The following is a 12,840-nucleotide window of genomic DNA, read 5'->3' as shown; positions in this document are numbered from 1 at the left end:
ACAGATTATAAACACCAAACGAATTCAGAATGTTAGCCGACATCCGACGGCTTTTCGCGCGGTCGATGCGGAGGTCGGACAACTCGCGTCTGCCCGAGAGTCAGGAGCAGGAACACATCGCGGAACCCGCCGGTACGCGGGAACTAACGTGATTTACCAAGGGCGTTCGCATGCCACAGAGCCTCGATTGTGCTCAGTATCACGTTCAATGCGGAGCGCCAGCACATATGAACTCAAGGGCTTCCGTCCCTTGCAACAATCCTCGCCAAAATGGCCCGATGCGAGCGATGCGCAAGCGCACGATGTTGCCAATCAAGGGGAAATCGCATTCAGTGCGGCACGGCCTTTCGGACCGCCCCAAATGCGTCAACGACAGAGCGAGTTACCAGAAGCACCATGATTCATTGCCTGTTCGGCCCCGAGATGGCCCTTGAAGAGGAAATCGTCTCGCGGGCCATGGTGCGCAGTTTCACTCGGGCCCAGGTTCGGATCGTGCGCGGCTCGCTTTCGGATGTTGGCCCCGGCGGCATCGTGCTCGCGGTCTCGCCCGACGACGCCTTGGTCGATGAGGCCGCTGCGCTGCTGGAGCGTGGGGCCAAGGTGATTTTGTTCGGACCGCTCGGCCCGGCTTTCGCCCGCCTGGCGGGCATCGCCACATCCGCGATCGATCCCGCCGCCACGGCTGCCGCCCACTGCGCACCGGCGGCCCCCTATCAGGTTAGCGAAAGCACCGGCGCGATTCGCTATGCGAGCAGCGGCCTCGGCGCGACTTCGCCGCTGCGCGATCGACGTTTGTGCCGCTTCGACTTTGCCGACGAATGGAACAATCTCGGCTACGGCCGGACCGACATCGGCGACGGCCCATGGTCATTATCGGTCACGGCTGCCCCGGTATCGGCCACTTTGGTCGCCGAACTTGACGCTGGCTCAGCTGGTGCTGGCGGCGCGGTCGCCACCGTTCGGGATCTCCCCTCAGCGGCTGTGCTTTGGCATGCGCGGCCTGTCGGTCCGGTGGACGGTCCTGACTGGCAAGTGATCGAAACATTCGTGTCACACTATCGTCACGATCAGTTGCCGTGCAGGCCTCACCTGCGGGACATCCCTCACGCCGTTTCGGCCGCCGTCACCATGCGGCTGGATTGCGACGAAGATATTGCGTCGGCGCGCCCGCTGTTCGAGCTCTACCGCAAGATGCAACGGCCGTTGTCGCTGGCGATCAAGACCGACCAACCCGAGCGGCCCGAGCACCTTGCGCTGCTACGCGAGCTGAACCACGCAGGTGGTTCGATCCTGTCGCATTCGGTTACCCACGCGCCGCGTTGGGGGGGGCACGGCCGAAGCCGCGGAGGCGGAAGCCAGAGGCTCGAAAGCATGGCTGGAAGAGCGGCTGCCCGGCCTGATCGTCCGCTACGCGGTGTCGCCGTTTCACCAGAACCCGAGCTATGTGCCGACCGCCCTTGCCCGCGCCGGCCTTGACGGCTTCGTCGGCGGCATCATCGCGAACGATCCGGAATATCTGATGGCCAGGGGCGGCGAGGTGCCGTATGGCCCCGCCGGCTTCGTCTCGCACAGCCAGGCCTGCATGTTGCACGGCGACTGCATGCTGGCGGACGGCGACCGCCTGCGGATCTTCAAGCAGGCATTTCGGACCGCCAAGGCCGGCTCGCAGTTCTTTGGATTTCTCGATCACCCCTTCTCCGAGCGCTATGCTTATGGCTGGCAGAGCGAAGAGGATCGGCTGTCGGCCCATCGTGACTTTCTGACCACGATCGCCGAGGAATGCGCCCAGGCGGGAGAGCCGCTGTTGTTCGTCAACGAGGACACCTGCCTCGATTTCATGCGGGACAAGGCGCACGCGATGATTGCATTCGACCAGGACACCGACACATTCTCGGTCACCGGCCCCCGCACCACCGATCTGCCTCTCTCGATCGCGTTTCGCGGCAGCAATCAGGCGGCCTAGAATGCCCCGCAAGGTTCTCGTCGTATTCGGCACGCGGCCGGAATGCATCAAGCTCGCCCCCGTCGTCGCCGAATTGCGGCGGAGGCCCACGCAGTTCGAGACCTTCGTCTGCGTCACGGGACAGCACCGCGAGATGCTGCAGCAGACGCTGACGGCATTCGACTTCGCCCCCGACGAAGATCTCGCGGTGATGCGCCCCAACCAGGACCTGTCGGAACTGGCCGCGCTGCTGCTCACCGGCCTCGCCCGAACCATCCGCACCTTCGCGCCCGATCTCGTACTGGTGCAGGGCGACACCACGACCGCGTTCGTCGGCGCCCTTGCCGCGTTCTATCAGCGCGTCGCGGTCGGTCATGTCGAGGCGGGGCTGCGCTCCTATCGCCGCTACAACCCGTTCCCCGAAGAAGGCAACCGCAAGCTGATCGGCGCGCTCGCCGATCTGCATTTCGCGCCGACGCAGCGTGCCGCCGACGCGTTGCTGCGCGAGGGCATCGATCCGGCCCAGATTCACATCACCGGCAACACCGTGGTGGATGCGCTGCTGACGTTGAAGGCCCGTCTCGATACGCCCGCGGGCGCCGAACTGGTGTCGGGCGAGATCCGCGCCATCGCCGGCGAACCCGGCGACCTCGTCCTGATCACCTGCCATCGCCGCGAAAGCTTCGGCGACGATCTCGCGGCGATCTGCCGCGCGATCCGCCGCATCGCGCTGGCACATCCGAGCGTCAGGTTCGTATTTCCGGTGCACCTCAATCCCAATGTGCGCGAGCAGGTCATGCCCTTGCTCGGCGCCGTGCCGAACATCCGGCTGCTCGAACCGCTGGGCTATATCGATTTCATCTTCCTGCTCGCCCGGTCCGTGCTGGCGCTGTCCGACTCTGGCGGCATCCAGGAGGAGGCTCCGAGCTTCGGAGTTCCCGTGCTGGTGCTGCGCAAGACAACCGAACGCCAGGAAGGCATAGACGCCGGCTTCGCCGAACTGGTCGGCGCCGACGAGGAACTGATCGTGGCTAGGGCCGCAACTTATTTGCAGAACTCCTCGCGCGAACTGGGCACGAAGGCTAATCCTTACGGCAACGGCGACGCGAGCAAAAAGATCGTGGACACAATCTGCGGAACTTCATTCGCGAATTGAGTGCAGATCCTGATGATCGCGCAATCCCTGCGTCAATCCGGGCCATCGGCAGCAGCGACGTGGCGCTGTCCAAACTTGCCTCGCCCCGGACAGTAATGTTACTAAGTATTCAGGCGTATCAGATTTTCCGGCCGATGATCGCGGCCGCACGCAGTGAACTCTGAGCACTGTGTAACCCCCTCGAAGACGGAAAATACCATGCAGCTCGGCGCCTCACCTTCGCAGATTAAGTATGGTTCCGGCTGGTATCCGACCGAACATGCAGAGGGCGGGTCATTCGCTTGGATGGCGACTGCGGCCACTGTCGACGTGTCGGCATCCGGGAATGACGACATCGTCGTCGTAGAGTACTCCTATCCCGCACTGGGCTCGCCGATCCCGGATCTGGTCGTCGGCGACAAACGCTATCAGTTGTATCCCGGCTACAATTCGCTGCTGATCCCGGTGTCGGAGGTGACGGCGCCGCAAGCAGGGCTCGTTTCGCTGAACCTGGAAATCGACAGGCTGGCGGGCTTCTACGAAGACCAGCGCGACCTCGGCCTGAAGGTCCATCGGATCTATGTCGAGAGCGATCCGGTCGTCATCAACTACAAGAAGACGCAGGCAGCCATCGCCTCGCGCCCCGAAGTCTGCGACAACACGCCGATCGTTTACATGATCGGTGTGACCGACCGGTGCAATCTGCGCTGCGTGATCTGTCTGAAGCACCACGAGCAGGACGGCGACAACAACAAGGATCTGATCGATCTGCCCGATCCGTCGCTCGAAAAGCTGATGCCGCTCGCCTACTCGGCTCAGATGGTGTTGTTGCTCGGCTACGGCGAACCGCTCCTGAACAAGCGGCTCCCCGAGATCATCGATGATATTTCGGCGAAGGCCGACAACAGCATCGAGATGATCACCAACGGTCTCCTGCTGTCGCCCCAGTGGATCGACAAGATCCTGAGCCGGAACGTTCGTGTCCTCAGCATCTCGATGGATGCAGCCACGCCGGACGGCTACGAGAGAATGCGTGGCGGCAGCTACGAGAAGGTGATCCGCAACGTTCAGGCCCTCGTCGCGGAGCGGGCAAAACGGAAGAATGCGAAGCTCGAAATCCGGATGAACATGGCCGTGACGCGGGCCAACATCACCGAAGTGCCGCTGCTGTCCGAACTCGCGGCCGACCTCGGTGTCGATACCGTCGAATTCCGGCACCTGCACGAGAATCCGCTTCATGCCTGGCGAGTCGAAAAGCCGGATTTCGTATTCGACTACAACGATGCGCTGATCGAGAACGATCCTGAAGAGTGCCGGATCGCCCTGAACGATGCCATTCGCAGAGCGAAGCGGCGCGGTGTGCGATACATTCTGGATGCGCCGTTCGTCGGTCTGGTCGACGACGAACTTGTCATCGCGGCGGACGTGGAGGTCGGCGAGTACCATGAGTGCCCGCATCCCTGGCGCTGGCTGATGGTCACCGCCGCTGGCGATGCCTACACCTGCTGCTGGGCCCCGCCTCTGGCGAAGCTCGCTGATTACAGCTCCGGCGCCGAACTCTGGAACGGCCACGAGTATCGACGGCTCCGCCGCAACATCAAGGCGGGGATCGTCGATCCGCTTTGCGCTGGCGTAACGTGCCCGTTTCAGCAGAAGGCAATCAGCAAGGACGCGCCCGTCAACGAGAAGCCCGCGCCAGTCATCTAGTTGGCTGGCCCGCCCGGTTGCGCAGCTGTATTTCCCGAAATCTGCATTAGGACCAAGGTCGCGCCGTGTGGCGCGGCCGGCTTCGGCGTGCACCAGCGCCACGAAGCTGCTTCCCAACGGCGACGACTTTCGCTAAGGCATCCGACGCTTATGTCCGGACGACCATAAGGCTCCCAGATGTTTCCCAAGCCGAAATCGGCCCTTCTTCCCAACACCTATGCGTATGAATCCGAGCCGATGGTGAAGCCGACCGGCTTCCGCGAATACGACGCGCGCTGGCTGTTCGGCAAAGAGATCAACCTGATGGGCGTTCAGGCGCTGGGCATGGGGCTCGGCACGCTGATCGCCGAGCTGGGCCGGCCGCAGGAAATCGTCACCGGCCACGACTTCCGCGGCTACTCCGCCTCGATCAAATACGCGCTGATCGGCGGGTTGATGGCGGCGGGCTGCAAGGTGCACGACATCGGCCTGGCGGTGACGCCGATGGCCTATTTCGCTCAGTTCGACCTCGACGTGCCATGCGTCGCGATGGTGACCGCCTCGCACAACGACAACGGCTGGACCGGCGTGAAGATGGGCGCCAACCGGCCGCTGACCTTCGGACCGGACGAAATGAGCCGACTGAAGGAGGTCGTTCTCGGCGCGCAGTTCAAGACCGGCAGCGGCTCCTACGTCTTCCACGAGAACTATCCGGCTCGCTACATCGCCGACCTCACCAAGCACGCCAAGCTGAAGCGCAAGCTGAAGGTCGTGGTCGCCTGCGGCAACGGCACCGCCGGCGCGTTCGCGCCGCAGGTGATGGAAGCGATCGGCTGCGAGGTGATTCCGCTCGACACCGAACTCGATCACACCTTTCCGAAGTACAACCCCAATCCCGAAGACATGGAAATGCTGCACGCGATCCGCGACGCGGTGCTGCAGCACAAGGCCGATCTCGGCCTCGGCTTCGATGGCGACGGCGATCGCTGCGGCGTGGTCGACGACACCGGTGAGGAGATCTTCGCCGACAAGGTCGGCGTGATGCTCGCGCGCGACATGTCGGCGATCACGCCCAACGCGCAGTTCGTCGTTGACGTCAAATCCACCGGCCTGTTCGCGACCGACCCGGTCCTGCAGGCGCAAGGCGCCAAGACCGAATATTGGAAGACCGGCCACTCCTACATGAAGCGCCGGACCAACGAGCTGAAGGCGCTCGCCGGATTCGAAAAGTCCGGCCACTTCTTTTTCAACGCACCGCCCGGCCGCGGCTACGACGACGGCCTGGTGTCGGCGATCGCGATTTGCGAGATGCTCGATCGCGCGCCGGGCAAGTCGATGTCCGACCTGAAGAACGCGCTGCCGAAGACGTGGTCGTCGCCGACGATGTCGCCGCATTGCGACGACGAGAAGAAGTACGGGGTGATCGACGCGGTGGTGAAACATTTCGAAACCGCGCAGAAGAACGGCGACAAGATCGCCGGACAGGCGATCCGCGATCTCGTCACCGTCAACGGCGTGCGCGTCACCTGCGAAGATGGCAGCTGGGGATTGGTGCGCGCCTCGTCGAACAAGCCGGAGCTTGTGGTCGTCGTCGAGAGCCCCATATCGGAGGCGCGGATGCACGACATGTTCGAAGCCGTGAATGTCGTGCTGAGGCAGCATCCAGAGGTGGGCGCCTACAATCAGACCATTTGATCGGCCACGCTGCGCAGGATCACCGCTATGCGCAACGATGCCTGCGAGCGCTGACCGCGCTTCGCCGGCAGCTCGCCCGGGCCGCAGGGGGCATCATGACGAATCCATCAGGCGCGTGGACAGCTGCCGCTGCGGCGCTCTCGTGCGCAATTGTGCTCGGGGCCTGCTCGGTCCTCGAATCCGTTCCTGAGCCAGCGTCGCAGGCACCGACCATCAAATCAGCCACCGCCGAGATCAAGGCGGTGGCGAAGGACGCGAAGCTGATAGACCCGCTGCAGGTCGCGGGCCCGTTCGAGGCCGATCCGATGACCGTGGCGCCTTGGATTATCTGCGTCCGCAGCAGCTCGCCGGAGCAGACGCGGCAAGTGTACGCGCTGTTCTATCGGGGGACCAAGCTGGTCTCGTCGCGGCAGTCGGCGATCGTCGATCGCTGCGAGCTGCAGACATTCAAACCGCTTTAAAGGCCGAGGAACGCCGCAGGATCAGGCGGCGTCTTCCTTCAGCTCCTCGGCAGCGACTTCGTCGCTGCGGCGCTTGTGGGGATAGGCGTCGCTCTCGTACAGCTCTCGAATGCCCTTTTGGTCGAAACGGGCTTCCTCGACCTGCAGATAGGCGCCGTTGAGCGAATCCGCCGGCATTTCCTCAATCGCGAAACGTACGGCATCCGCCGCATTGTCGAACCGGCGATAGGTGAAGCCGGCCCGCTTCTTCTTCCGGATCGCTGCAGGAAACAATTCGGCGGCGGTATCGAAGCTGAATGCCATGGCTCAACTAACCTTCTGACAATACGCGTGAATTGAGCGCCTCAACAAGGCTCGCAAGAACCCCCGATGGGCGTTGTTCGGATTACATCAGGGGATATAGGCACGATCGCGGAAATTGCGACCCCTGGGACTGGAACCGCAGGGCAGCCCGGCACCGGACCTGAATGCCTCAGATCTTGCGCAGCAACGCCAGCACCACAACCACGATCAGGACCACGCCGATCAGCCCGGTCAGTCCCGAGCCTCGCCCATAGCCATAGCCGCCAAAGCGACGGCTGAAGCCGCCGAGAAATAGCAGGATCAGGACGATGACGGCGATGGCGGCGATCGACATGACACCCTCCCCAGCTCTGGCCGCCCTAGAGCGGGCCGGCTACGCCGCGGAGAGATGATACGCCCAACCTCAACCGAAATGCGACGCGCCGTACAGGCGCGCCGCGCGTCGGCTCGGCGGTTAGCGCGGCTTCAACTTCAGCGCGGCCGAATTGATGCAGTAGCGCAAGCCGGTCGGCCCTGGGCCGTCCGGAAAAACATGGCCGAGGTGCCCACTGCAGCGCGAGCACAGCACCTCGGTGCGGATCATGCCGTGGCTGACGTCACGCTCCTCGTCGATCGCTTCGGACTGCGCCGGAGTCGTGAAGCTCGGCCAGCCGCAGCCGGAATCGAACTTGGCGTCGGACTCGAACAACGTCTGGCCGCAACCGGCGCACACATAGGTGCCGGGCGTCCGCTCGTGCTCGTATTCGCCGGAGAACGGGCGCTCGGTCGCTTTCTCGCGCAGCACCGCGTACTGCATCGGCGTCAGTTCCTTGCGCCAGTCGGCCTCGCTCTTGGTGACCTTGCCGGGCGCGGTCTTGGTATCGGTCATGGCAACTCCTGCACGTGTGGGTCCGGCCGTCAGTTCGTAACCTTGGCGCCGCTCACCAGCGTCGGCTTTTCGAGATAGTCCTTCGGGAACAGCTTCTTCAGATTATCGATCTTCGGCATGTCGTTGTAGACGATATAGGGTTGGCTGGGGTGAAGCGTCAGGTAGTCCTGATGATAGGCCTCCGCCGGATAGAAACGATCGAGCGGACCGACCTTCGTCACGATCGGGCCGCGATACACCTTCGCGGCTGCAAGCTGCGCGATGTAGGCGTCGGCCACCTTCTTCTGATCATCGTTGAGCGTGAAGATTGCCGAACGATATTGCGTGCCGCTGTCGGGCCCCTGCCGGTTGAGCTGTGTCGGATCGTGGACCACGGAGAAGAAGATCTGCAGCAGCTTGCCGTAGCTGACCTGCTTCGGATCGTACTTGATTTCGACCGCTTCGGCGTGGCCGGTCGTGCCGGTCGACACCATCATGTAGCTCGCGGTCGCCTTGCTACCGCCCGCATAGCCCGACACGGCGTTGGCGACGCCGGCAGTGTGCTGAAACACGCCCTGCACGCCCCAGAAACAGCCCCCCGCGAATACCGCGGTCTGCAGCCCGTCTCCGGCCTTGGCATCGACCGCCGGCGGCGGAATCACCACCGCGTCCTCCGCGGCACGGCCTGGCGTGAAGCTCGCAGACATGGCCAGCGCGCCGACAGCGGCGGCGCAAGCGGCAAGACGGCTGATGAAGCGCATGAGAGTTCCTCGGTTCGACATTTGATCGGGATCATTCGTTCGCGAGAGACCAAAACGAGTCCATTCCGAACGAGTCCCTCCGGTGACAAGATACGGGGCGGCCCGCGAAGTGTTACGCCGGCGCGCACACGAATGCGTGAGCCCGCCCGAGCCGCGCTATGCCTGGAACCGGGAATTTAACGTTAACCGCTGGTCGGGCTGGATTGTCGCATGCGATGGAGACACAATGTCTGCGGCCCGGTGGCGGAAGATCAACGCGGGGGCGGTGCAACGCTCTTTTTTCCTGGTTCAAGTCCAGGCTGGGCCTCCAACACCCCGAATTGCCGGTTGACGGGGGGCGTTAAGCTCTTTCGTTGCTGCAGAAACTGGTCTAAGACACGCCCGCGCGCCTGGGAAGCCCGGCGCTGAACAGCAAGGGACGCGCGACGGCGCGCCCTTTTTTTGTGCCCGATTTCCGCCCGCCCGCGTCAGCGAGATTTGATGCCCAAAAGAACCGACATCTCCACGATCCTCATCATCGGCGCCGGTCCCATCGTGATCGGCCAGGCCTGTGAATTCGACTATTCCGGGACCCAGGCGGTCAAGGCTCTCAAGCAGGAGGGCTACCGGATCGTTCTGGTCAATTCCAATCCGGCCACGATCATGACCGACCCGGAATTGGCCGACGCGACCTATATCGAGCCGATCACGCCCGAGATCGTCGCCAAGATCGTCGAAAAGGAACGCTACGTCATTCCCGGCGGCTTCGCGCTGCTGCCGACGATGGGCGGCCAGACCGCGCTGAACTGCGCGCTGTCGCTGCGCAAGCTCGGCACGCTGGAGAAGTTCGACGTCGAGATGATCGGCGCCACCGCCGACGCCATCGACAAGGCGGAGGACCGCGAGCGCTTCCGCGAGGCGATGACCAAGATCGGCCTCGAGACCCCACGCTCCCGCCAGGTCAAGACTCTGCCCGACGCGCTGCGTGCGCTCGACGAAATCGGCTTCCCTGCCCTGATCCGGCCGTCCTTCACCATGGGCGGCACCGGCGGTGGCATCGCCTACACCAAGGCCGAGTTCATCGAGATCGTCGAGAGCGGCATCGACGCCTCGCCGACCAGCGAAGTGCTGGTCGAAGAATCCATCCTTGGATGGAAAGAATATGAAATGGAGGTTGTCCGCGACCGCAAGGACAACTGCATCATCGTCTGCTCGATCGAAAACCTCGATCCGATGGGCGTTCACACCGGCGACTCGATCACAGTTGCGCCGGCGCTGACGCTCACCGACAAGGAATACCAGATCATGCGCGACGCCTCGCTGGCGGTGCTGCGCGAGATCGGCGTCGAGACCGGCGGCTCCAACGTGCAGTTCGCGGTCAATCCCGCGGACGGCCGGCTGGTCGTGATCGAAATGAACCCGCGCGTGTCGCGCTCCTCGGCGCTGGCGTCGAAGGCCACCGGTTTCCCGATCGCCAAGGTCGCCGCCAAGCTGGCGGTCGGCTACACGCTCGACGAAATTGCCAACGACATCACCGGCGGCGCCACCCCGGCGTCGTTCGAGCCGACGATCGACTATGTCGTCACCAAGATCCCGCGTTTTGCCTTCGAGAAATTCCCCGGCGCGTCGGCCAACCTGACCACGTCGATGAAGTCGGTCGGCGAAGTGATGGCGATCGGCCGCACCTTCCAGGAAAGCCTGCAAAAGGCGCTGCGCGGGCTCGAAAGCGGGCTCACCGGCCTCGACGAGATCGAGATCGACGGCCTCGGCCGCGGCGACGACAAGAACGCGATCCGCGCGGCGCTCGGCACCCCGACGCCGAGCCGGTTGTTGCAGGTCGCCCAGGCGATGCGGCTCGGCTGGTCGGACGAGGAGATCTTCAACTCCTGCAAGATCGACCCGTGGTTCCTGGCGCAATTGCGCGGCATCGTCGATACCGAGAACAAGGTCCGTAGCAGCGGCCTGCCGGAGCACGCCTTCGGCATGCGCACGCTGAAAGCGATGGGCTTCTCCGACGCCCGCTTGGCCGTCTTGGCCGGCACCACCGAGGCCGACGTCAAGGCGAAGCGCCGCGCGCTCGATGTGCGCCCGGTGTTCAAGCGTATCGACACTTGCGCGGCGGAGTTCGCCTCGCCGACCGCCTACATGTACTCGACCTATGAGTCGCCGTTCGCCGGCCCCGCCTCGGACGAGAGCCAGCCGTCGGACAAGAACAAGGTGATCATCCTCGGCGGCGGTCCGAACCGGATCGGCCAGGGCATCGAGTTCGACTATTGCTGCTGCCATGCCTGCTTCGCGCTGCATGACGCTGGCTACGAGTCGATCATGGTGAACTGCAACCCGGAAACCGTGTCGACCGACTACGACACCGCGGACCGGCTGTATTTCGAACCGCTCACCGCCGAAGACGTGCTCGAGATCATCGACACCGAGCGCAGCAAGGGCACGCTGAAGGGCGTCATCGTGCAGTTCGGCGGCCAGACGCCGCTGAAGCTCGCCCGCGCGCTCGAAGCAGCCGACGTGCCGATTCTCGGCACCTCGCCGGACGCCATCGACCTCGCCGAGGATCGCGATCGCTTCAAGCGCATCCTCGACAAGCTGCGCCTGAAGCAGCCGAAGAACGGCATCGCCTACTCGGTCGAGCAGGCGCGTCTCGTCGCCGCCGAACTCGGCCTGCCGCTGGTGGTCCGCCCGTCTTACGTGCTGGGCGGCCGCGCGATGCAGATCATCCGCGAAGAGACCCAACTGAGCGACTACCTGCTCGGCACCCTGCCCGAGCTGGTGCCGGCCGACGTCAAGGCGCGCTACCCGAACGACAAGACCGGGCAGATCAACACCGTGCTCGGCACCAATCCGTTGTTGTTCGACCGCTACCTGTCGGACGCCATCGAGATCGACGTCGACTGCCTGTCGGACGGCAGGGACACGTTCATCGTCGGCATCATGGAGCACATCGAGGAAGCCGGCATCCATTCGGGCGACTCGGCCTGTTCGTTGCCGCCCTATTCGCTCGACGCGCCGATGATTGCCGAGCTGGAGCGGCAGACCCGGGAGCTCGCACTCGGCCTCGATGTCGTCGGCCTGATGAACGTGCAGTACGCCATCAAGGACGGCGAGATCTACGTGCTCGAAGTCAATCCGCGCGCCTCGCGCACGGTGCCGTTCGTCGCCAAGGTGATCGGCATGCCGGTCGCCAAGCTGGCCGCGCGGATCATGGCCGGCGAGAAGATCGCCGACCTCGGCCTGCAGAAGCGGGCGCTCGACCACGTCGGTGTCAAGGAATCGGTGTTCCCGTTCGCGCGCTTCCCGGGTGTCGACACCGTGCTCGGCCCGGAGATGCGCTCGACCGGCGAAGTCATGGGCCTCGACCGCTCGTTCGAAATTGCCTTCGCCAAGAGCCAACTCGGCGGCGGCACGCGGGTGCCGCGCAAGGGCACAGTTTTCGTCTCGGTCCGCGAGAGCGACAAGACCCGGATCGTCGATGCCGTGAAGCTGCTGCACGAAGTCGGCTTCAAGGTGATCGCCACCTCGGGCACGCAGCGCTATCTCAGCGATCACGGCGTGCCGACGGAGAAGATCAACAAGGTGCTGGAAGGTCGGCCGCACATCGTCGACGCCATCATGAACGGCGAGGTGCAACTGGTGTTCAACACCACGGAGGGCCCGCAGGCGCTGGCCGACAGCCGCTCGCTGCGGCGCGCTGCCCTCTTGCATAAAGTGCCGTATTACACCACTCTTTCGGGGGCCGTGGCGGCCGCGAAAGGAATCCGGGCCTATCTGGGCGGGGACCTTGAGGTTCGGACCTTGCAGAGCTACTTTTCCGAAACCTGATCGTCACGCGGGCCGCGCTCGGCAAACTGATCGGCGACACCGGACCGTCCGGAACCCGCCAGCTTTGGTTTTGTTTTACCCGGCCGCTTCGCGGCAATCCTGGGTACCGGCTGGAAGTATTCTCGGGGTGCCGCTTTGTGGCTCGCCCTTACGTAAGCTCACGACATCGCGGATGGCCAAGGCGGCCACCCGCGGCGAAT

11 protein-coding genes and 1 tRNA gene are annotated in these 12,840 nt (G+C 63.8%); 8 read left to right on the top strand and 4 right to left on the bottom strand.

Features of this window, described 5'->3' with window-relative positions; translation table 11 throughout:
• The first annotated feature begins 396 nt into the window (after positions 1 to 396).
• The 6 genes from ACFFJ6_RS04395 (at position 397) to ACFFJ6_RS04370 (ending at position 6,919) form a co-directional block, all read left to right on the top strand.
• Positions 397 to 1,476 carry a polysaccharide deacetylase family protein gene (locus tag ACFFJ6_RS04395; RefSeq protein WP_378384750.1) on the top strand — a complete coding sequence of 360 codons (1,080 nt, stop codon included), beginning with the start codon at positions 397 to 399 and terminating at the stop codon, positions 1,474 to 1,476.
• Positions 1,445 to 1,963 (top strand): polysaccharide deacetylase family protein, encoded by a 519-nt coding sequence (locus ACFFJ6_RS04390; RefSeq protein ID WP_378384748.1) that lies wholly within the window; start codon positions 1,445 to 1,447, stop codon positions 1,961 to 1,963. Before ACFFJ6_RS04395 ends, ACFFJ6_RS04390 begins: the two co-directional genes overlap by 32 nt.
• 1 nt (position 1,964) lies before the next feature.
• The gene (gene wecB, locus ACFFJ6_RS04385; RefSeq protein ID WP_378384746.1) at positions 1,965 to 3,098 is read left to right on the top strand and encodes a non-hydrolyzing UDP-N-acetylglucosamine 2-epimerase; all 1,134 of its coding nucleotides are present in this window, start codon (positions 1,965 to 1,967) and stop codon (positions 3,096 to 3,098) included.
• Between the two features lie 198 nt (positions 3,099 to 3,296).
• A complete protein-coding gene (locus ACFFJ6_RS04380; protein WP_378384744.1) occupies positions 3,297 to 4,784 on the top strand; it encodes a radical SAM protein in 1,488 nt (495 codons plus the stop codon).
• Between the two features lie 177 nt (positions 4,785 to 4,961).
• Positions 4,962 to 6,458 carry a phosphomannomutase/phosphoglucomutase gene (locus tag ACFFJ6_RS04375; RefSeq protein ID WP_378384742.1) on the top strand — a complete coding sequence of 499 codons (1,497 nt, stop codon included), beginning with the start codon at positions 4,962 to 4,964 and terminating at the stop codon, positions 6,456 to 6,458.
• Complete coding sequence (locus ACFFJ6_RS04370) at positions 6,455 to 6,919, top strand: hypothetical protein (protein ID WP_378384740.1); 465 nt, start codon at positions 6,455 to 6,457, stop codon at positions 6,917 to 6,919. The genes ACFFJ6_RS04375 and ACFFJ6_RS04370 overlap by 4 nt, the downstream gene beginning before the upstream one ends.
• A gap of 21 nt (positions 6,920 to 6,940) precedes the next feature.
• Here the strand turns inward: ACFFJ6_RS04370 and ACFFJ6_RS04365 are convergent, their stop codons facing one another.
• The 4 genes from ACFFJ6_RS04365 to msrA form a co-directional block, all read right to left on the bottom strand.
• A complete protein-coding gene (locus ACFFJ6_RS04365) occupies positions 6,941 to 7,222 on the bottom strand; it encodes a hypothetical protein (RefSeq protein WP_378384738.1) in 282 nt (93 codons plus the stop codon).
• 169 nt (positions 7,223 to 7,391) lie between these two features.
• Positions 7,392 to 7,556, bottom strand: coding sequence for a DUF3309 family protein (locus ACFFJ6_RS04360; RefSeq protein WP_378384736.1), 165 nt, complete (start codon positions 7,554 to 7,556; stop codon positions 7,392 to 7,394).
• Between the two features lie 120 nt (positions 7,557 to 7,676).
• Complete coding sequence (msrB, locus tag ACFFJ6_RS04355) at positions 7,677 to 8,090, bottom strand: peptide-methionine (R)-S-oxide reductase MsrB (RefSeq protein WP_378384734.1); 414 nt, start codon at positions 8,088 to 8,090, stop codon at positions 7,677 to 7,679.
• 29 nt (positions 8,091 to 8,119) lie between these two features.
• Entirely contained in the window at positions 8,120 to 8,830 is a 711-nt protein-coding gene (msrA, locus tag ACFFJ6_RS04350) for a peptide-methionine (S)-S-oxide reductase MsrA (RefSeq protein ID WP_378384732.1), read from the bottom strand.
• Positions 8,831 to 9,064: 234 nt separating this feature from the next.
• Here msrA and ACFFJ6_RS04345 point away from each other — a divergent pair.
• A tRNA-OTHER gene (locus tag ACFFJ6_RS04345) sits at positions 9,065 to 9,140 on the top strand.
• 170 nt (positions 9,141 to 9,310) lie between these two features.
• Entirely contained in the window at positions 9,311 to 12,640 is a 3,330-nt protein-coding gene (gene carB, locus ACFFJ6_RS04340; RefSeq protein ID WP_378384730.1) for a carbamoyl-phosphate synthase large subunit, read from the top strand.
• Positions 12,641 to 12,840 lie beyond the last annotated feature (200 nt).

The sequence above is a fragment of the Rhodopseudomonas telluris genome, assembly GCF_042432815.1.
GTDB lineage: Bacteria > Pseudomonadota > Alphaproteobacteria > Rhizobiales > Xanthobacteraceae > Rhodopseudomonas > Rhodopseudomonas telluris.
The sequence above is the reverse complement of the archived record's forward strand: the minus strand, read 5'-3'. Positions and strand labels throughout refer to the sequence as shown.

Coding starts and splice junctions, on each gene's coding strand:
- ACFFJ6_RS04395 (WP_378384750.1), top strand. CDS start 397: ATGATTCATTGCCTGTTCGGCCCCGAGATGGCCCTTGAAGAGGAAATC.
- wecB (WP_378384746.1), top strand. CDS start 1,965: ATGCCCCGCAAGGTTCTCGTCGTATTCGGCACGCGGCCGGAATGCATC.
- ACFFJ6_RS04380 (WP_378384744.1), top strand. CDS start 3,297: ATGCAGCTCGGCGCCTCACCTTCGCAGATTAAGTATGGTTCCGGCTGG.
- ACFFJ6_RS04375 (WP_378384742.1), top strand. CDS start 4,962: ATGTTTCCCAAGCCGAAATCGGCCCTTCTTCCCAACACCTATGCGTAT.
- ACFFJ6_RS04365 (WP_378384738.1), bottom strand. CDS start 7,222: ATGGCATTCAGCTTCGATACCGCCGCCGAATTGTTTCCTGCAGCGATC.
- ACFFJ6_RS04360 (WP_378384736.1), bottom strand. CDS start 7,556: ATGTCGATCGCCGCCATCGCCGTCATCGTCCTGATCCTGCTATTTCTC.
- msrB (WP_378384734.1), bottom strand. CDS start 8,090: ATGACCGATACCAAGACCGCGCCCGGCAAGGTCACCAAGAGCGAGGCC.
- msrA (WP_378384732.1), bottom strand. CDS start 8,830: ATGCGCTTCATCAGCCGTCTTGCCGCTTGCGCCGCCGCTGTCGGCGCG.
- carB (WP_378384730.1), top strand. CDS start 9,311: ATGCCCAAAAGAACCGACATCTCCACGATCCTCATCATCGGCGCCGGT.